Origin of the sequence: Arthrobacter sp. USHLN218 (genome assembly GCF_037144715.1) — a bacterium.
Taxonomy (GTDB): domain Bacteria; phylum Actinomycetota; class Actinomycetes; order Actinomycetales; family Micrococcaceae; genus Crystallibacter.
Genome location: NZ_JBBCYT010000003.1, coordinates 389,493 through 408,658 on the forward strand (window position 1 = coordinate 389,493; position 19,166 = coordinate 408,658).

The 19,166-nt window shown below is 67.5% G+C and carries 14 protein-coding genes and 1 tRNA gene; 3 read left to right on the forward strand and 12 right to left on the reverse strand.

Features of this window, described 5'->3' with window-relative positions; genetic code table 11:
* Positions 1-369 precede the first annotated feature (369 nt).
* A complete protein-coding gene (locus WFH44_RS09065; protein WP_336713476.1) occupies positions 370-1,806 on the forward strand; it encodes an amino acid permease in 1,437 nt (478 codons plus the stop codon).
* A 488-nt stretch (positions 1,807-2,294) separates the two neighbouring features.
* Here WFH44_RS09065 and WFH44_RS09070 read toward each other — a convergent pair.
* A tRNA-Leu gene (locus WFH44_RS09070) sits at positions 2,295-2,376 on the reverse strand.
* A 162-nt stretch (positions 2,377-2,538) separates the two neighbouring features.
* Between WFH44_RS09070 and WFH44_RS09075 the strand changes: the two genes are divergently transcribed.
* Positions 2,539-3,132 (forward strand): ANTAR domain-containing response regulator, encoded by a 594-nt coding sequence (locus WFH44_RS09075; protein ID WP_262104352.1) that lies wholly within the window; start codon positions 2,539-2,541, stop codon positions 3,130-3,132.
* 111 nt (positions 3,133-3,243) lie between these two features.
* Here the strand turns inward: WFH44_RS09075 and pyk are convergent, their stop codons facing one another.
* The 11 genes from pyk to hisI form a co-directional block, all read right to left on the reverse strand.
* On the reverse strand, positions 3,244-4,746 hold the full coding sequence (pyk, locus tag WFH44_RS09080; protein ID WP_336713478.1) for a pyruvate kinase: 1,503 nt from the start codon (positions 4,744-4,746) through the stop codon (positions 3,244-3,246).
* A gap of 39 nt (positions 4,747-4,785) precedes the next feature.
* Positions 4,786-6,255 (reverse strand): glutamate synthase subunit beta, encoded by a 1,470-nt coding sequence (locus WFH44_RS09085; protein ID WP_336713480.1) that lies wholly within the window; start codon positions 6,253-6,255, stop codon positions 4,786-4,788.
* Positions 6,248-10,876 (reverse strand): glutamate synthase large subunit, encoded by a 4,629-nt coding sequence (gltB, locus tag WFH44_RS09090; protein ID WP_336713482.1) that lies wholly within the window; start codon positions 10,874-10,876, stop codon positions 6,248-6,250. Before gltB ends, WFH44_RS09085 begins: the two co-directional genes overlap by 8 nt.
* A 280-nt stretch (positions 10,877-11,156) precedes the next feature.
* A complete protein-coding gene (lgt, locus tag WFH44_RS09095; RefSeq protein WP_442892897.1) occupies positions 11,157-12,275 on the reverse strand; it encodes a prolipoprotein diacylglyceryl transferase in 1,119 nt (372 codons plus the stop codon).
* 45 nt (positions 12,276-12,320) lie between these two features.
* On the reverse strand, positions 12,321-13,121 hold the full coding sequence (gene trpA, locus WFH44_RS09100; protein WP_336713486.1) for a tryptophan synthase subunit alpha: 801 nt from the start codon (positions 13,119-13,121) through the stop codon (positions 12,321-12,323).
* Positions 13,118-14,443, reverse strand: a complete 1,326-nt coding sequence (gene trpB / locus WFH44_RS09105) for a tryptophan synthase subunit beta (RefSeq protein ID WP_336713488.1) — start codon at positions 14,441-14,443, stop codon at positions 13,118-13,120. Before trpB ends, trpA begins: the two co-directional genes overlap by 4 nt.
* A gap of 89 nt (positions 14,444-14,532) precedes the next feature.
* Positions 14,533-15,357: an indole-3-glycerol phosphate synthase TrpC gene (gene trpC, locus WFH44_RS09110; RefSeq protein WP_336713490.1), complete on the reverse strand. Its 825-nt coding sequence runs from the start codon at positions 15,355-15,357 to the stop codon at positions 14,533-14,535.
* Positions 15,358-15,359: 2 nt separating this feature from the next.
* On the reverse strand, positions 15,360-15,641 hold the full coding sequence (locus tag WFH44_RS09115; protein ID WP_336713491.1) for an HGxxPAAW family protein: 282 nt from the start codon (positions 15,639-15,641) through the stop codon (positions 15,360-15,362).
* A gap of 98 nt (positions 15,642-15,739) precedes the next feature.
* Positions 15,740-16,357, reverse strand: coding sequence for a Trp biosynthesis-associated membrane protein (locus tag WFH44_RS09120; protein WP_336713493.1), 618 nt, complete (start codon positions 16,355-16,357; stop codon positions 15,740-15,742).
* The gene (locus WFH44_RS09125) at positions 16,354-17,925 is read right to left on the reverse strand and encodes an anthranilate synthase component I (protein ID WP_336713495.1); all 1,572 of its coding nucleotides are present in this window, start codon (positions 17,923-17,925) and stop codon (positions 16,354-16,356) included. The genes WFH44_RS09120 and WFH44_RS09125 overlap by 4 nt, the downstream gene beginning before the upstream one ends.
* Positions 17,925-18,359 carry a phosphoribosyl-AMP cyclohydrolase gene (gene hisI, locus WFH44_RS09130; protein WP_336713497.1) on the reverse strand — a complete coding sequence of 145 codons (435 nt, stop codon included), beginning with the start codon at positions 18,357-18,359 and terminating at the stop codon, positions 17,925-17,927. The genes WFH44_RS09125 and hisI overlap by 1 nt, the downstream gene beginning before the upstream one ends.
* 111 nt (positions 18,360-18,470) lie before the next feature.
* Between hisI and WFH44_RS09135 the strand changes: the two genes are divergently transcribed.
* Positions 18,471-19,115, forward strand: a complete 645-nt coding sequence (locus tag WFH44_RS09135; RefSeq protein ID WP_336713499.1) for a TIGR03085 family metal-binding protein — start codon at positions 18,471-18,473, stop codon at positions 19,113-19,115.
* Positions 19,116-19,166: the final 51 nt, after the last annotated feature.

A 19,166-nucleotide genomic window follows, 5' to 3' on the forward strand; every position in this document is an offset into this window, starting at 1 on the left:
GGAGCTGAAGAGCGGAGATTGTGATGAAGTGGTAACAAGCGTTTGGCCAGGACGCTGATCTTGCACTCAGGCCGGCAGGCCGCGGTTCATCCCGTTTGCATGGCCGATGGAAGAGCAACGCAACAGGGAGAAAACGGCGCCGGCATCCAGGCGCCCGTGGGAACGGAATCCAAGATGCCGGCGGGGCTCAAAATTGCTTGACTCCATGCCGTTCTCCGCTCAATGTTGAGCCTATAAATGGGCGGTGCCGTGCCTGATGGCCAGCGGTTAGCCCATCCTTTGCAGGGTCTCCGAGACGAATGCCGATTTCGCAGAGGCCCATGCACTCACTATCGGATCCGACCTTGTTCATCCAAGGAAGTGAGCCTCATGGCTTCCCACCGCGAACTCAAGAAGACCCTCAAGCCCCGGCATCTATCGATGATCGCCATCGCCGGCGTCATCGGGGCGGGTCTGTTCGTTGGCTCCGGCGCGGCGATCCAGCAGGCCGGCCCCGGCATCCTGCTCGCCTACATAGCCGCGGGCGTCGTCGTCGTCCTCGTCATGCGCATGCTAGGCGAGATGGCCGCTGCCAACCCGGAGACGGGTTCGTTCTCCGCCTATGCGGACAAGGCCCTGGGCCGCTGGGCCGGCTTCAGTATCGGCTGGCTCTACGCCTGGTTCTGGATCATTGTGCTGGGCATCGAGGCCACCGCCGGTGCGGCGATCATGCACCGCTGGGTCCCGGGCGTCGACCAGTGGATCTGGGCCCTGGTACTGATGGTCCTGCTCACCCTCACGAACGTGTGGAGCGTGAAGTCCTACGGTGAGTTCGAGTTCTGGTTTGCCTCCATCAAGGTCACTGCCATTGTCCTCTTCCTCATCGCCGGGGTCATCGCGATCCTGGGCTTCATGCCGGGCGTCCCGGCCCCGGGCCTGACGAACCTCGTGGGCCACGGCGGATTCATGCCCAACGGCGCTAGCGCTGTCCTGGCCGGCATCCTCGTCGTGGTGTTCTCCTTCTTCGGTGCGGAGATCGCCACCATCGCCGCCGGCGAGTCCTCCGACCCTGTCACCGCCGTCCGCAAGGCCGTTAATTCCACGGTGTGGCGGATCCTGATCTTCTATATCGGCTCCATCGCGGTCGTAGTGACCCTGCTGCCGTGGGACGACGCGTCTGTGGCCAAGAGTCCCTACGTCGCGGTGATCGAGAGCTTCGGCATCCCGGCCGCCGGGACGATCATGGATGTCGTGGTGCTTACTTCGGTGCTGTCCTGCCTGAACTCGGGCCTCTACACTGCGAGCCGCATGATCTTCTCCCTTTCGACCCGGGGCGACGCTCCGGGCTCCTGGAGCCATATCTCAAGGCGCGGCGTGCCGGTCAGTGCAGTCCTCGCGTCGACGGTTGTGGGCTTTATTACGGTCGGGTTGAACTATCTCTGGCCGGACACCGTCTTCCTGTTCCTGGTGAACACTTCGGGTGCGATCGCCCTGTTCGTATGGCTCGTCATCGCCTGCTCGCAGCTCATTCTGCGCCGTCACGCCGACGCCGCCGGCACCAAGCTCACGCTCCGGATGTGGCTGTTTCCGTATCTGACGTGGATCTCGATCATCGTCATCACGGCCATGATCGTGGGAATGCTCTTCCTCGACAGCACGCGCGAGTCGCTGCTCCTCTCCGTTGGGCTCGCTGTCGTGGTCGTGGCGATTGGCCTGATCCGCTACCGTCGCCAGCTCAGCCCGGTCGGTCCGCACGAGCATACCGAGGCCGAAGACCGTGCGGAGGCCCTGGAGGAAGAAGCCGAAGCCCATGGCCACGGTGCCTGAGCGGGCCGGCGACCGCGGCCCCGATCAGGCTCGGCGGCCGCCGACCACCTCCTGGCCCCCACCACCGCCAGCGATGTCGCCGTGGGCTTGACTGATTGGGAAGCTGCACCGGGAAGAACTGTCCAAGTATCCGCACACCCGCCAACGGTCGATGTGGGCTTCAAGTTCGGTGTGCAGTTCCATCACGCCCACCCCTCTAACGTCCCACTGGAACACTTCTGCCGGCTACCCGCTCTGGTCATATCACCGGAGCGGTCCGGGCGCATGGTGAGGTGTCAGCACCAAACCGCCGGGCCCCAGAAAGGGAAATACATCTACAGCGCTCCGCAGAAACGGGGCCTCCATGGGCAGACCAACACACCCCGCCCGCGAACAACACCACAGCCGGCCGGACGCCCATCGACCTCATGGAGCCGTAGTCAGCGGGATCCGTGCACAAAACAGAGGCAACTCAAGGAGGAAGACGTCCCTGACTGGGGAGAACACTGTGCCCGAGGTGGGACTCGAACCCACACACCTTTCGGCGCCGCATTTTGAGTGCGGTGCGTCTGCCAATTCCGCCACTCGGGCCCGGCCGCTAGGGCCGATGATCGCAGAAGCAAGCCTCCCGATCGATGTTTCGCGCGTGTGAATACTGTCATGCATCGCAGTGCGCGAATCTACTCTACATGCCGATAGGCTGTTTTCGTGAACCGCCACAGCGGGTTACCCGTACGTCGTCAAGGAGCACCTGTGTCCGAGCAAACTGAGACCACCCCCGCACGCCGCGTCGTCGTCGCCGAGGACGAAACCCTGATCCGCCTGGATATCGTCGAGATCCTTCGCGGCGAGGGGTACGACGTCGTCGCCGAGGCGGACAACGGCGAGAAGGCGGTCGAGCTGGCCACCGAGCTGAAGCCGGACCTGGTCCTGATGGACGTCAAGATGCCTGTCATGGACGGCATCACCGCCGCCGAGCAGATCGTGAAGGCGCGGATCGCCCCGGTCGTGCTGCTGACGGCCTTCAGCCAGAAGGAACTGGTGGAGCGGGCGCGCGACGCCGGCGCCATGGCCTACGTGGTCAAGCCGTTCACGCCGGCCGACCTGGTTCCCGCGATCGAGATTGCGCTCTCGCGCCACCAGGAGATCAAGGCGCTGGAATCCGAGGTCAGCGACCTGCAGGAACAGTTCGCCACGCGCAAGCTGGTGGAGCGCGCGAAGAGCCTGCTGATCACCAAGATGGGCCTGACGGAGCCGGAGGCTTTCCGCTGGATCCAGAAGACCTCGATGGACCGCCGCCTGAGCATGCGCGAGGTGGCCGACACCATCATCAACCAGGTCAACTAGAGCCCGGTTGGCTGATTAAGGAAGAATGCGGGGCCGGTCCAAAGGACCGGCCCCGCATTTGTCATATCAGCCGGCCTGCAAAATCAGGCAGGCTGACCGACCCGCGCCTGATCAGCTGGTCGGCCAGGGGCCGACACGTTCGCGCCGAGCTGCGAGCTGGCTCTCCAGCTGCTCGCCGGCGTCGGCCAGGTCGCCGACACGGTGGACCTTGAGTGAGTTGGTGGAGCCGGCCTTTCCGGGGGGCGAGCCGGCGGCAATGACCACCAGGTCATCGATGTCCACCAGGCCCTTCTCGAACAGCACCCGGTCCACCTGCGCCGTCATCTTGTCCGTGTGCTCCACGAAGTCCACGAGCAGCGGCTGGATGCCCCAGATCAGCGACATGACGTTCAGCGTGCTCTGGTCCGGCGTGAACGCGAAAATCGGCCGTCCCGGCCGGAGCCGCGAGAGCCGGCGCGCGGAGTCGCCGGACTGCGTGAAGGTGCAGATGTACTTGGCGTCCAGCTGGTTGGCGATCTCGACGGCGGCACGGGTGATCGCTCCGCCGCGCGTGCGGGGGCGGCTGCCCAGCGGCGGCACCCGGTCCAGGCCGTGCTGCTCGGTGGATTCGATGATCCGGGCCATGGTCTTGACCGTTTCCAGCGGGTAGGCGCCCACGCTGGTCTCGCCCGAGAGCATCACCGCGTCCGCCCCGTCCAGCACCGCGTTGGCGCAGTCCGAGGCCTCGGCACGGGTGGGCCGGGGGTTGTCGATCATCGATTCGAGCACCTGGGTGGCCACGATCACCGGCTTCGCCCAGCGCCGCGCCAGCTCAATGGCGTGTTTCTGCACCACCGGCACGTCTTCCAGGGGAAGCTCGACGCCGAGATCTCCTCGCGCGACCATGATCGCGTCGAACGCGTCGATGATCTCCTCCAGCGCGTCTACGGCCTGCGGCTTTTCGATCTTCGCGATGACGGGAGCCCGGCGGCCCTCCTCGTCCATGATCTCGTGCACCCGCCGCACATCGGCCGCGTTGCGGACGAAGGACAGCGCGACCATGTCCGCGCCGGCGCGGATCGCCCAGCGCAGGTCGTCCTCATCCTTGTCGCTCAGCGCCGGCACGTTGACGGCGACGCCGGGCAGGTTGATGCCCTTGTTGTTGGAGACCGCGCCGGCCACCGTGACCTCGGTGACAACGTTCTCGTCGTCGACCTCCACGGCGCGCAACGCGACCTTGCCATCGTCGATCAGCAGCGGATCGCCGACGTTCACGTCCTGCGGGAGGCCCTTGAACGTGGTCGAGCAGATTTCCGCCGTGCCCGCGATGTCCCGGGTGGTGATGGTGAACCTGTCCCCCACGGCCAGTTCATGCGGGCCGTCAGCGAAGCGGCCGAGCCGGATCTTCGGCCCCTGGAGATCCGCGAAGATCCCCACGGGCTTGCCCAGCTCGGCCGCCGCGCGGCGAACGTTGTCGTACGTGGCCTGGTGCACGTCATGGTCGCCGTGGCTCATGTTCATGCGTGCAACATCCACACCGGCCTTCAGGACGGCAAGGGTGCTCTCATAGCTGGCGATGGCTGGACCAAAGGTGGCAACGATTTTCGCTCGTCTCATAGTCCTTAGCCTAGCCATGTCCGGACGCTCTGCGGGCCACTTGAGCCGCAGGACACGTCAGGGCTGCGGAAGGGCAACAATCGCACGGTCGGTCGGCGCCACCGGGGACGGCAGGCGGGTCTTGCCCATCAGCCACTTGTCGACCGCCGCAGCACATGCCCGACCCTCGGCGATCGCCCACACGATGAGCGACTGGCCGCGGCCGGCGTCGCCCGCCACGAAGATGCCGTCCGTGTCTGTCATGTAGTCGGCATCGCGTTCCACATTGCCGCGCCCATCGAAGGAGGCGTTGACCTGCTCCGCGATGCCGGCCGGTTCCGGACCGGTGAAGCCCAGCGACAGGAACACCAGGTCCGCCGGGATCTCCCGCTCGGTACCGGCCTTCGGCAGGCGCTTGCCGTCGACGAACTCGGTCTCCGCAACCTTGAGGGCGCGCAGCTTGCCGTTCTCGTCGCCCACGTACTCGACGGTCGACGCCAGGTACGTGCGTTCGCCGCCCTCCTCGTGGGCGCTGGCCACCTCGAACAGCGTCGGGAAGGTCGGCCACGGCTGGTGCGGTGCCCGCTCCAGCGGCGGCTGCTTGCCGATGGCCAGCGTCGTCACCGAGGCGGCCTGCTGCCGGTGCGCGGTGCCGAGGCAGTCCGCTCCGGTATCGCCGCCGCCGAGGATCACCACGTGCTTGCCGCGGGCGTCGATCTGGTTCGGCACGCTCTCGCCGGCCACCACGCGGTTGGCCTGCACCAGGTACTCCATGGCGTAGTGGACCCCGTCCAACTCACGGCCCGGCAGCGGCAGGTCGCGCGGCACGGTGGCGCCGGTCGCGATCACCACGGCATCGTAGCGGCGCCGCAGCTGTTCCCAGCTGACGTCCTTGCCGACCTCGATGCCGGTACGGAACCGGGTGCCCTCCGCCTGCATCTGCTCCAGGCGGCGCTCCAGGACTTCCTTCTCCATCTTGAAGTCGGGGATGCCGTAGCGCAGCAGCCCGCCGACCTTGTCGTCCCGTTCGTAGACCGCGACCGTGTGGCCGGCGCGGGTCAGCTGCTGGGCAGCGGCGAGTCCCGCGGGGCCGGAACCGACGACGGCGATCGTCTGTCCCGTAAGCCGTTCCGGTGCCAGCGGGGTAATCCAGCCGCTGTCGAACGCTTCGTCAGCGATGGAGACCTCGATCTGCTTGATCGTCACCGCGGGCTGGTTGATCCCCAGCACGCAGGACGCCTCGCAGGGCGCGGGGCAGAGCCGGCCGGTGAATTCCGGGAAGTTGTTCGTGGCGTGCAGCCGCTCGCTGGCTTCCTGCGGCTTGCCGCGCCAGGTCAGGTCGTTCCACTCCGGGATCAGGTTGCCCAGCGGGCAGCCCTGGTGGCAGAACGGGATGCCGCAGTCCATGCAGCGACCGGCCTGGCTCTTCAGGACGCCCTTTTCCTGCGCCTCGTACACTTCCTTCCAATCCATGATGCGGACCGGAACCGGACGCCGGGGCTGGGTCTGGCGTTCGCGTACTTTCATGAATCCGCGTGGATCAGCCACCGGTTACCTCCAAAATTCGATGCCAGACAACGTCGCCGTCGGGGTCCAGGCCCTCGGCTTCGGCGGATGCCCGGGTTGACAGCACTGCGGCGAAATTGCGCGGCAGCACCTTGGTCATGCGTGCAAGGGTTCCGTTCAGGTCCTGCAGGAGGCGCTCGGCCAGGTCGGACCCGGTCTCCTCCGCGTGGCGCTTGAGCAGCCCGGCGACCGCCTCACGGTCCTCGGAGTCAAGGTCCTGCAGCAGCAGCTCCTTGTTGTCCAGGCTCTGCCGGTTCACGCGGGCCTCGTCCAGGTCGAGGACGTATGCCACGCCGCCGGACATGCCCGCGCCGAAGTTGCGGCCGGTGCGGCCCAGGATGAGCGCGAGGCCACCGGTCATGTACTCGCAGCCGTGGTCGCCGATACCCTCGACCACCGCCGTCGCGCCGGAGTTGCGGACCAGGAAGCGTTCGCCCACCTGGCCGCGCAGGAACATCTCGCCGCTGGTCGCGCCGTAGCCGATCACGTTGCCCGCGATAACGTTCCGCTCGGACTGGAAGACGTTCGACCGGTCGGGACGGACGATGATCCGGCCGCCGGAAAGGCCCTTGCCGACGTAGTCGTTCGAGTCGCCCAGCAGCCGCAGGGTGATGCCGGCGGGCAGGAACGCGCCCAGCGACTGCCCGGCCTGGCCGCTCAGGGTGACGTCGATCGTGTCGTCGGCGAGCGTGTCGATGCCGAACCGCTTGGTCACCTCATGGCCCAGCATCGTGCCCACGGAGCGGTCCGTGTTGACCACGTCCAGGCTGATGCGCACCGGTGCCCGGCTGCTCAGCGCCTCGGCGCTCATAGCGATGAGCCGGTTGTCGAAGTGCTTGTCCAGCTCGTGGTTCTGGCCGGTCATGTTGCGCAGCGGCGACTGCGCATCGAAACCGTAGCCGTTGAGGATCGGCGCCAGGTCCAGCCCGGAGGCCTTCCAGTGGTCGATTGCCTCACGGGAATCGAGCAGCTCCGAGTGGCCGATCGCCTCGTCCAGGCTGCGGAAGCCCAGCTCGGCGAGGATCTCGCGGACCTCTTCGGCGATGAACTCGAAGAAGTTCACCACGAACTCCGGCTTGCCGGTGAACCGCTTCCGCAGCTCCGGGTTCTGCGTGGCCACGCCGACCGGGCAGGTATCCAGGTGGCAGACGCGCATCATGATGCAGCCGGAGACCACCAGCGGAGCCGTGGCGAAGCCGAATTCCTCGCCGCCCAGCAGCGCGGCGATCACGACGTCGCGGCCGGTCTTCAGCTGGCCGTCCACCTGCACCACCGTACGGTCGCGCAGGCCGTTGAGCATCAGCGTCTGCTGCGCCTCGGCCAGGCCCAGCTCCCACGGGGCACCGGCGTGCTTGAGCGAATTGAGCGGGCTCGCGCCCGTACCGCCGTCGTGCCCCGAAATGAGCACGACGTCGGCCTTCGCCTTGGTCACACCGGCCGCCACGGTGCCGATCCCGACTTCCGAGACCAGCTTCACGTGCACCCGCGCCTGCGGATTGGCCCGCTTGAGGTCGTAGATCAGCTGCGCCAGGTCCTCGATCGAGTAGATGTCGTGGTGCGGGGGCGGCGAGATCAGCCCCACGCCGGGGGTGGAGTGCCGCGTCCGGGCCACCCACGGGTAGACCTTCTGGCTCATCAGCTGGCCGCCCTCGCCTGGCTTGGCGCCCTGAGCCATCTTGATCTGGATGTCGTCCGCGTTGGTCAGGTACAGGCTGGTCACGCCGAAGCGGCCCGAGGCAACCTGCTTGATGGCCGAGCGGCGCTCGGGGTCGAGCAGCCGCTCGACGTCCTCGCCGCCCTCACCCGTGTTGGACTTCGCACCCAGCCGGTTCATTGCAATGGCCAGGGTCTCGTGCGCCTCCTGGGAGATCGAGCCGTAGCTCATCGCGCCGGTGGAGAAGCGCTTGACGATGCTGGAGACGGATTCGACTTCCTCGAGCGGCACTGCCGGACGGTCCCCCGTCTTGAATTTCAGAAGGCCGCGCAGGGTCATCAGGTCCCGCGACTGGTCGTCCACGCCCTTGGTGTAGGCCTTGAAGATGTCGTAGCGGCGTTCGCGGGTAGAGTGCTGCAGCCGGAAGACCGTCTCGGGGTTGAACAGGTGCGGCGGACCCTCGCGGCGCCACTGGTACTCGCCGCCGGTGTCCAGCTCACGGTGCGGTTCTTCGATGCCGTCGCTGGGGTAGGCAGCGGCGTGCCGGGCGGCGGTTTCGGCCGCGATGACCTCGAGGCCGACGCCGCCAAGCTGGGATTGGGTGCCGGCAAAGTACTGGTCGACCAGGGCCTGGGACAGGCCGAGGGCCTCGAACGTCTGGGCCCCGCAGTACGACGCCACGGTGGAGATGCCCATCTTCGACATGATCTTCAGGACACCCTTGCCGAGACCCTTGATCAGGTTGTAAACGGCTTCCTGCTCCGTCACGCCCTGGATGTCGCCGCGGCGGACCAGGTCCTCGCAGCTTTCCATCGCCAGGTAGGGGTTCACGGCGGACGCGCCGTAGCCGATCAGCACGGCCACGTGGTGGACCTCGCGGACGTCGCCGGCTTCGACCAGCAGCGAGATCTTGGTCCGGTTGGCGCTCTTGAGCAGGTGGTGGTGGACCGCGCTGGTGAGCAGCAGCGAGGGAATCGGGGCCCACTGCGCGTTCGAATCGCGGTCGGAGAGGATGATGAACTTCACGCCGCGGTTCACGGCGGCGGAAACCTTCTCGCAGATTTCCTGCAGCCGGGCGCGCAGCTCCGCTTCCCCGCCGTCGGGCCGGTAGAGCCCGCGGACCTTCAGCGTCTCCTTGACGCCGTCCTCCGACTCAAGCGCGGCAATCTTCGCCAGTTCGTCGTTATTGATGACCGGGAACTTCAGCGCCACCTGCTTGGCACGGACCTGGCCGTTGGCGAGCAGGTTGCCGTCCGGCCCGATGGATCCGCGCAGCGAGGTGACGAGCTCTTCGCGGATGGCATCCAGCGGCGGGTTCGTGACCTGTGCAAAGGACTGCACGAAGTAGTCGAACAACAGGCGGGGACGCTTGGACAGCACCGCGATCGGGGTGTCCGTGCCCATGGCGCCCAGCGGCTCGGCGCCGGTGCGGGCCATCGGCCCGAGCAGGATGCGCAGTTCCTCCTGCGTGTAGCCGAAGGTGCGCTGCCGGCGGTTGATCGAGGCCGGGGTGTGCACCACGTGCTCGCGCTCGGGCAGGTCCTCGAGGCGGATCATGTTTTCCTTCAGCCACTCCCCCCAGGGGTTGGCGGAGGCGATCTCGGCCTTGATCTCCTGGTCCTCGATCAGGCGGCCGGCTTCGGTGTCCACCAGGAACATCTTGCCGGGCGAGACACGGCCCTTCTTGACCACGCGCGAGGGCTCGAGGTTGAGCACGCCGACCTCGGAGGCCAGCACGACGAGGCCGTCTTCGGTGACCCAGTAGCGGGCCGGGCGGAGGCCGTTGCGGTCCAGGACGGCGCCGACCAGCTGGCCGTCGGTGAAGGAGACCGCCGCGGGGCCGTCCCACGGCTCCATCAGCGCGGAGTGGTACTGGTAGAACGCCCGGCGGGCCGGGTCCATCGAAGTGTGGTTCTCCCAGGCCTCGGGGATCATCATCATGATCGCCTGGGTGATGGGCTTGCCGGAGAGCATGAGCAGCTCGGCGACCTCGTCGAAGGACGCGGAGTCAGATGCACCCGGGGTGCAGATCGGGAACAGCTCCTCCGGGGTGTCGCCCAGGATCGGATTGCTCAGCTGGGACTGGCGGGCGCGCATCCAGTTGCGGTTGCCCTTGACCGTGTTGATCTCACCGTTGTGGGCGATCGTGCGGAACGGCTGGGCCAGCGGCCAGGACGGGAAGGTGTTCGTGGAGAACCGCGAGTGGACGATGCCCAGCTTGGTCTTGAAGCGGGTGTCCGACAGATCGGGGTAGAACGGCTCGAGCTGGGCCGTGGTCAGCATGCCCTTGTAGACAATCGTCTTCGAGGACAGCGACGGGAAGTAGACGCCGAACTTGTTCTGGGCGCGCTTGCGGAGGCGGAAGACCCGCGCGTCGATTGTGGCTACGTCGGCCCCGGCGTCGGAATCGATGCCCAGGAAGACCTGGACGAAGTGCGGCATGCAGGCCCGGGCCATCGCGCCGACGAGCTCTGCCACGACGGGGACTTCGCGCCAGCCAAGGATCTTCAGGCCTTCATCGGCGGCCAGCGACTCGATCCCGGCCTGGGCAACCTCGGCCTCGGCTTCGTCGCTGGGCAGGAAGGCCGTGCCGACGGCGTACTCACCGGGGGCCGGCAGGGTAAAGCCGGTGACAGCGCGGAAGAATTCATCGGGGATCTGGGTGAGCAGGCCGGCGCCGTCTCCGGTGCCTTCGTCGGCGCCGACGGCGCCGCGGTGTTCAAGGTTACGCAGGGCGGTCAGGGCCGCATCGACGATGTCGTGCCCCGGTTCGCCGCGGAGGGTGGCGATGACAGCGAGGCCGCAGGCGTCTTTTTCGTTGGCAGGATCGTAGAGTCCTGCCGCTTCGGGATAGGCGGCGAATCGCTTGAACGGCGAAACTGCATCAGCAGCGGCGATCGGACCGCCTACTGTGCGTGGTGTACTGGATCCGTTGAACGGAGGAGTCATCTTGATTTTCTCCTTCTCCTGTATGTGATCTCGAGAAGGGGACTCCTTTGGCCCCACAACACGGCGAGGCAAACATTCCACGCCGTACTTAAGTACTGGAATTGTATGGCCTGGCCCATGCCATGCAGCAGTGCTGGTGCATAACGATTCTTACCGGCCGGGAAAAGGACCGGGGGCGTCAGCCACATCCGGCGGTGGCCGTTCGGGTAACTGGGTTACCGCCGGAATCCACATCGACGTGGGTGGCACGATTCTGATAGTCCGGGCGGTGGCCCGGGGGCTATTTCTCTTCGCGGTCTGCGGGCCCAGCCGTGCCGCTGGCTCCGGGCGCAGATGAGCCTTCCGGCTCTATCGAAGTACCAGTGAGATTACCACGATGTGAGTCCGGCGAAACATTTTTCCCGGGTTTTTTCGGCTTCGTTTCCGGCGCGTTAACCTCGGTCTGCTTGGACGTCCCGCCGTCCGCCTCGGCCCCCGGGGTCCCGTTCCCGGCCGTGTCGGATCCCGCATCGCCGCTATTCTCGGCCTCCGGGCCATGCCCGGGCAGGTAGACCGTGTCGGATTCGGCTGTGCGGGGCATGCGGGCGAGCACCGCAAATATTACGAGCGCAGCCACCAGCAGCAGCAGCGAGGTCCACACGTTGAGCCGCTGGGTCACGCCGAAGAGCGTAATCATCTCGGCATCGTCGATCCGCAGCATCTCGATCCAGACGCGGCCCAGCGTGTAGTAGGCAACGTAGAGCCAGAACAGCATGCCTCGACGGAGCCGGAATTTCCGGTCGAGAATCAGCAGCAGGGCCACGCCCGCAAGGTTCCAGAGCGATTCGTACAGGAACGTCGGGTGGAACAGCGTGCCCGGTTCCGCCCCGGCGGGAAAGTTCGGGTTATCCGCGTCAATTTGCAGGCCCCACGGCAGATCCGTCGGGGCGCCGAAGAGTTCCTGATTGAACCAGTTGCCCCAGCGTCCGATCGCCTGCGCCAGCAGCAGGCCCGGAGCGGCGGCATCCATGAAGGCGGTCAGTTTGACCCCGGCCCGCCGGCACCCGATCCACGCGCCGACGAGGCCCAGCGCCACAGCCCCCCAGATTCCGAGGCCCCCCAGCCAGATCTGCGGAATCAGGGCCAGGTTCCCGTTCGGACCGAAGTAGGCGTCCGGCGAAGAGAAGACGTGGTACAGCCGGCCGCCGATGATCCCGAACGGGATGGCCCAGATGGCGACGTCCCACACCGTTCCTTCGGGGCCCCCGCGGGCTAGCCATCGCCGGTTCGTCAGCCACAGGGCCGCGACGATCCCGGCCAGGATGCACAGCGCATAGGCATGGATCGTGACCGGCCCGATCGTGAAGCCGGACCAGCCCGGGCTCGGTATCGACGCGGGGATCACAAGGGCGGAAGACATGGTTTGCACCGGGGCGGTCCTTAGGATCGGCGGAAGGAGCGAGGATCAGTTCTTGGGAGTACCGCTGCGCAGTTCGGCGGCCAGTTTGGCGACGCCGTCCACGCCATCCTTGCCCAGCGCCGCAACGAGGGCGGTGCCCACAATGGCGCCCTCGGCGTATGCGGCAATTTCCCGCACGTGCTCGGCCCGGGACACGCCCAGGCCGACGCAGACGCGTTCCGCACCGGCTGAATGGGCGGACTCGACAACGCGGTGGGCCGCATCGCTGACCGATTCCCTCGCGCCCGTGACACCCATGATTGAGACGGCGTAGACGAAGCCGCGGCTGGCCTTGACCGTCATGGCCATCCGTTCCGGCGACGACGACGGAGCGACCAGGAACACCCGGTCCAGTCCGTACTTGTTCGAGGCCTCGAACCATTCGGCCGCCTCGTCGGGGATCAGGTCCGGTGTGATGAGCCCGGCTCCCCCGGCTTCCGCCAGGCGCCGGCTGAACTCATCCACGCCCATCCGCATGACGGGGTTCCAGTAGGTCATCACCAGTACGGCGGCATCGCAGCGGGCCGTGATGGCGGAGACGATGTCGAAGATCTGCGCAACGCGGAAGCCGTTCGCCAGGGACTGGACTGTTGCAGCCTGGATGACCTGGCCGTCCATGACGGGATCCGAATACGGCACGCCGATCTCGATGACGTCAGCGCCGTTCTCCGCCAGCGCTACGGCCGCGTCGATGGTGGCCTGCGCATCCGGGAAGCCCGCCGGCAGGTAGCCCACCAGCGCCGTGCGGCCGGCCGCCCGGGCCCTGTCGATCGCTGCCGCGGATTTGCTCTGGATGTCGGAATTCACAGCTGTTCTCCTTCGGCGCCGATCTCGGATTCCGGCCCCTTCTCGTCCAGCAGTCCGAACCATTCGGCTGCGGTGGCGACGTCCTTGTCCCCGCGTCCGGAGAGGTTGACGATGATGATGACGTCCTTAGGGTCGGCCTTGCCCTCGGTGAGCGACTTGCCCACCTTAAGCGCGCCGGCCAGCGCATGGGAGGACTCGATGGCGGGAATGATGCCCTCGGTCCTGCAGAGCAGGCGGAAGGCCTCCATGGCTTCGGAATCGGTGATCGGCTGGTACTTGGCCCGTCCGAGGTCCGCCAGGTAGGAGTGCTCGGGACCGACGCCCGGGTAGTCCAGGCCGGCGGAGATCGAGTGCGATTCGATCGTCTGGCCGTCTTCGTCCTGCATCAGGTACGAGCGTGCGCCGTGCAGCACGCCGGGCCGGCCGAGCGTGATGGTCGCGGCGTGGCGTCCGGTTTCGACGCCCTCGCCGCCGGCCTCGAACCCGTAGAGTTCCACCGACGGGTCGTCGAGGAAGCCGTGGAAGATGCCGATAGCGTTGGAGCCGCCGCCGATGCAGGCGCAGACCGCGTCCGGGAGCCGTCCGGCCTGGCTGAGGATCTGTTCCCGCGTCTCCTCGCCGATGACTTCGTGGAAGTAACGCACGAGTGCCGGGAAAGGATGGGCGCCCGCGGCGGTGCCCAGCAGGTAATGGGTGCTCTGCACGTTCGTGACCCAGTCGCGGAGCGCCTCGTTGATGGCGTCCTTCAGTGTCTGCGACCCCGCCGTCACCGGAACGACGGTAGCCCCGAGGAGCTCCATCCGCGCGACGTTGAGCGCCTGGCGGCGGGTGTCCTCCGCCCCCATGTAAACGACGCATTCAAGCCCCAGCAGGGCCGCCGCCGTCGCGCTCGCGACGCCGTGCTGCCCGGCGCCGGTCTCGGCGATGATGCGGGTCTTGCCCATCCGTTTGGCGAGCAGGGCCTGGCCGAGCACGTTGTTGATCTTGTGCGAACCGGTGTGGTTCAGGTCCTCGCGCTTGAGGAAGACCCGCGCCCCGCCGGCGTGCTCGGAGAAGCGCTTGGCCTCGGTCAGCAGCGACGGGCGGCCCGAGTAGTTGCGGTTCAGGTCGGCGACCTGGGCGATGAATTCGGGGTCCGACTTGGCCTTCTCGAAGGTGTCCTCGAGTTCGTCCAGCGCCGCGATCAGCGATTCGGGCATCCAGCGGCCGCCGTACTTGCCGAAGTACGGACCGGCGGCGTGGCGGAGGCTCGCTCCGGCAAGGAAGGCGTCCGCCGTGTCGCTGGCTGCGCCGGTCTCGGGCGTCTGGGGGCTCTGTGTCATGGCCGTCCTCATCTGTTCTCTCTGGCGGCTGGCCGGGCGGGCATCGGAATGCGGGCCCGGCCGGGCCGTCCTCATGCTGAAGCTGTCTGCTAGGCCAACCGGCGTTCGGCGATGGCAGCGGCGCCGGCGGCGGAGAAGTCCGCGATCGCCTGCTCCGGCTGGTTGCCGATTACCAGTGCCTCGCCCACCAGCACTGCGTTGGCACCGTGGGCTGCGTAATGGGCCACGTCCTCCGCATTGCGGACGCCGGATTCGGCGACGATTACGGCCTCCGGCGGGATGCCGCCGGCCAGCGCGGCGAAGACCGAACGATCCACGTCCAGGGTCTTCAGGTTGCGCACGTTGACACCGATGATCCGGCTGCCCACCGCGACCGCGCGCTGGATCTCTTCGGCCGTGTGGGTCTCGACCAGCGCGTTCATGCCCAGGCTATGGGTGAGTTCCAGGAAGCCGCGGAGCTGCGCGTCGTCCAGGGCGGCGACGATGAGCAGGACCAGGTCCGCGCCGTGGGCGCGGGCTTCCCAGATCTGGTACTCATCCACCGTGAAGTCCTTGCGCAGCAGCGGGATGTCGACGGCGGCACGGACCGCGTCGAAATCCTCCAGCGACCCGTTGAAGCGGCGCTGCTCGGTGAGCACGCTGATCACGGCCGCTCCGCCGCGCTCGTAGCGGCTCGCCAGCCCGGCCGGATCCTCGATCGAGGCGAGGTCCCCCTTCGAGGGGCTCTTGCGCTTGACCTCGGAAATCACCCGCAGCCCGGTCCGCGGCTCCGTGTTGCCGCCCAGGGCGGCGTAGGCGTCGCGGGCGGCGGGCGCCGCTTCGGCGCGGGCCTTCAGTTCCTCCAGCGAAACCGCAGCCCGCCGGGCCTCAAGATCCTCCCGGACACCGGCGATGATGTCGTCGAGAACCGTCACTACTAGTGACCGCTGCTCTGGAGCTTGGACCCGTCGACGCCGTAGCCGGCCTTCTTCATGATCCAGCCCACGATGAGGCCGATGACAACGATGCCGATGCCGAAGCCCCAGAAGACCAGGTTGGAGGCCATGATGAAGCCCACGGCGGCGATGATGCAGCCCACGGTCATGATCAGGACGCAGGTCCAGGCCGCCGGGCTGTTGCCGTGGCCGATGACCTCGTCGTGGATGCTCGGGGCGGTGTCTGCAGTCTCCTGCTCGGTGGCGGTGGCGTGATGAGCCATGATCTAACTCCCTCGAAAACGATGCTGTTTCTTATTCTGCCATTGTTTGCACGGGCTACAGGCCACTGTGACGGGGCCGCGCGCCAGGAACGGCGGGTTCAGTCCGTGGGGTCGGTGCCGCGGCTGAGCTGGTCCCAGCTGTCGATTTCATCCGCGGGGCCACGGTCCGACGGCGAGCCGTCCGCCTGCCGCGGTCCGGTCGCCGCGGAGTACTTCCGGCTGGTGGTCCAGTGCCGGCCGGCGACGGCGAGCCAGACGGCCACGACGACCATCAGCAGCCCGCAGGCAAGGCCCAGGGCCGGAAACACGGTAACCGTGACGACGGCGTCCTGGCCGACCTGTCCGGTCGCCTCGCCGATCTTCGACGACGCCGCCGCGTAGGGGTCGGCGAGCACCATGGCGCAGGCCGCCGCGACTCCGGCGCCGGCCAGGCCGAGCAGCACCGCGGTGATGATGCGGGCGACCCGTCCGGCGATGGTCGCGGCCAGCGCAGCGGCCAGGCCCACCAGGGCCAGCGCGGTCACGGCGACCGCCGCCTCGCTGCCCGGCACGGCCAGGTCCGGCGTCTGCACGCTCCCTTCGGGGAGGCGGACGTTGACCCAGGTCTGGGTGGTGGTGCCGAAGGCGGCCAGGGAGGCGGCGATGGCCGCCAGCACCACGATCGCCTTCCGGCGCCACCAGGCGGAAGGACCCGAGGTGCGCTTCGCCGTCGTCATTTGCGCTCCCCCGTGACGATCCGTTCCGGGTCCGCCGCATGCAGCCGCGCCGCCAGGGTGACGGCACGCAGCGGGGCGGCCGCCTTGTTCACCGTCTCCAGCGCCTCGGCGGCCAGCACGGAGTCCGCGACGATGCCGCCGCCTGACTGCACGTAGGCCCGCCCGTCGCGCAGCAGCGCTGAGCGGATGGCGATCGCCATGTCCATGTCGCCGGCGAAGTCGAGGTAGCCGACGACTCCCCCGTAGACGCCGCGGCGGTGCGGTTCCAGCTCGTCCAGCAGCCGCAGGGCGCGCGGCTTGGGCGCGCCGGAGAGCGTGCCCGCCGGGAAGGTCGCGGACAGCACGTCGTAGGCCGTCTTGTCCTTGGCGAGGCGTCCGACGACGGTGGAAACCAGGTGCATGATGTGGCTGAACTTCTCCACCTCCATGAACTGGCTGACGTCGACGGTGCCGGGATCGCACACCTTGGAAATGTCATTGCGGGCCAGGTCCACCAGCATCAGGTGCTCGGCGCGCTCCTTCTGGTCCGCCAGCAGTTCCTCGGCCAGCTCGCGGTCCTGCTCTACGGTCTTGCCGCGCGGCCGGGAGCCGGCGATCGGATGGGTAACGACCTCGTCCCCGGTGACCGTCACGAGCGCCTCGGGCGAGGAGCCGACGATCGAGTAGGCGTTGCCGTCGACGTCCTCGAGGCAGAACAGGTACATGTAGGGACTGGGATTGAGGTTGCGCAGCACCCGGTAGACGTCCAGCGGCGTGGCCCGGCATTCGGCTTCGAAGCGCCGCGAGATCACCACCTGGAACACCTCGCCGTCCACGATGGCTTCCTTGCCGCGCTCCACCGCCGCCAGGTACTTCTCCTCGGCCCAGCTGTGCCGGACGCCGGCCATGATGTCCTGCGTGGTCAGGGCGCTGTCCTCCAGGACGGAGACCTGCTGGGCCAGCGGTTCGTTCAATTGCGCGAGCATCCCGCGCAGGCGTGCGACGGAGTCCTGCCAGGCCTCGTCCACCCGTTCGTCGCTGCCGTCGAAGTTGATCGCGTTGGCAATCAGCGTCACGGCGCCCTCGGCATTGTCGTGCACCGCCAGGTCCGTCACCAGGCACATCGCCAGTTCGGGCAGGGGCAGGTCTTCCTCGGGCGGGCTGGTGAGCTTTTCCCAATGGCGCACGGCTTCCCAGCCGACGAAGCCCACCAGTCCGGAGGTCAGCGGCGGCAGGTCGTCGAACCGCTCGGTGCGCAGGGCCTCCACGGTTGCCCGCATGGCCTCGACGGGATTGCCGTCCAGCGGCACCCCGGCAGGCGGCTGCCCCAGCCAATGGGCCTGGCCGTCCTTGCTGGTCAGGACCGCACGCGAGTGCGTCCCGATAAACGAGTAGCGGGACCACACGCCGCCGACCGCGGCCGATTCCAGCAGGAACGTGCCCGGCTGCCCGCCGCCCAGCTTGCGGTAGAGGGAGATCGGCGTCTGGTCATCGGCCAGGACCTTCAGCGTCACGGGGACGACGCGCCGGTCGCGGGCCAGGACCCGGAACTCCTCGAGGGTGGGGCTGACGACTCCAAGGTCCTGCATTACTTGCTTTCTTTCGCGGTCGGGTGCTCTTCTGCTGCGGGGCCGACGACGGCGTCGATCGAGCGCCCGTCGAAGCAGGTGCGGGTGCCGGTGTGGCACGCGGCCCCCACCTGGTCCACCCGCACGAGGAGGGCATCGCCGTCGCAATCCAAGGCGACGGACTTCACCCACTGGACATGGCCGGAGGTGTCCCCCTTGCGCCAGTACTCCTGCCGGGAGCGGGAGTAGAAGGTGACACGGCCGGTGCTGAGCGTGCGGCGCAGCGCTTCATCGTCCATCCAGCCGAGCATCAGGACCTCGTTGGTGTCGTGCTGCTGGATGATGGCGGCGACCAGTCCGGCTGCGTCGCGCTTCAGCAAGCGGGCGACGGCGGCCGGCAGCTGATCTTCTTCGGTGCCGGCAGCGGACGGCACGGGGTTTGATAGGGAGGACATCCCCTCAAGTCTAGTGGTTTGCCGGGAGGGGGTTTCGACGGCGTTAACATCGGTGGCACAAACGCTGCGGCCCAAGCCCAAGATGACGGCTTCGTGCTAGGTTCAGGACTGATGCATTTCGTTCAACCGTCCCGAGAAGTCCTGGCCGAGACGCTGCTAGCCGCCGGCCCGGACTCCCCCACGCTGTGCGCGGGCTGGCGGACGGCCGATCTTGCCGCCCACCTGTACCTGCGCGAGCACCGCCTGCTGGCCCAGCTAGGCATGGCGTTCAAGCCGCTGGCCAGGGTGTCCGACGAGGCTACCCGCAAGCTGGCGGACACGTCGCGGGGCGCGGCCGGCTACGCAAAACTGGTCGGGTCCTTCCGTGCCGGGCCCCCGCGGCTCTCACCGCTGCGACTGAAGCCGGTCGACGAAGCCGCCAACCTGATCGAGTACTTCGTGCACACCGAAGACATTCGCCGCGCGCCTCACCGCTGGGCGCCGCGGGCGCTCGACGAGGCGTACTCCAACGCGCTCTGGGACGAACTCATCAAGCGGGCGGCCATCCTCTACCGCGGCGTGGACCTGGGCATCATCCTGGTCCGGCCGGACGGACCGAGGCATGTGGCCAAGCGTGCGGCAGTGTCCGTCGCCATCACCGGCGAGCCGGGCGAACTGTTGATGCACGCGCACGGACGGACCAAGAACGCGCTGGTCACGTTCGAAGGCCAGGCGGACGCTGTCGCGCTCCTGGAGAGCGCCGATATCGGGCTGTAGCCACTCCGCTGCGACAGTCCGCACCCGCCGTTACCCAGCGGACGCCGCCGG

Excerpts from the sequence above, each read along its gene's own strand:
- WFH44_RS09120 (WP_336713493.1), bottom strand. The coding sequence starts at position 16,357 with ATGACGACGGCGAAGCGCACCTCGGGTCCTTCCGCCTGGTGGCGCCGG.
- lgt (WP_442892897.1), bottom strand. The coding sequence starts at position 12,275 with ATGTCTTCCGCCCTTGTGATCCCCGCGTCGATACCGAGCCCGGGCTGG.
- trpB (WP_336713488.1), bottom strand. The coding sequence starts at position 14,443 with ATGACACAGAGCCCCCAGACGCCCGAGACCGGCGCAGCCAGCGACACG.
- pyk (WP_336713478.1), bottom strand. The coding sequence starts at position 4,746 with ATGGCTAGGCTAAGGACTATGAGACGAGCGAAAATCGTTGCCACCTTT.
- gltB (WP_336713482.1), bottom strand. The coding sequence starts at position 10,876 with ATGACTCCTCCGTTCAACGGATCCAGTACACCACGCACAGTAGGCGGT.
- WFH44_RS09125 (WP_336713495.1), bottom strand. The coding sequence starts at position 17,925 with ATGCAGGACCTTGGAGTCGTCAGCCCCACCCTCGAGGAGTTCCGGGTC.
- hisI (WP_336713497.1), bottom strand. The coding sequence starts at position 18,359 with ATGTCCTCCCTATCAAACCCCGTGCCGTCCGCTGCCGGCACCGAAGAA.
- WFH44_RS09135 (WP_336713499.1), top strand. The coding sequence starts at position 18,471 with ATGCATTTCGTTCAACCGTCCCGAGAAGTCCTGGCCGAGACGCTGCTA.
- WFH44_RS09065 (WP_336713476.1), top strand. The coding sequence starts at position 370 with ATGGCTTCCCACCGCGAACTCAAGAAGACCCTCAAGCCCCGGCATCTA.
- WFH44_RS09115 (WP_336713491.1), bottom strand. The coding sequence starts at position 15,641 with ATGGCTCATCACGCCACCGCCACCGAGCAGGAGACTGCAGACACCGCC.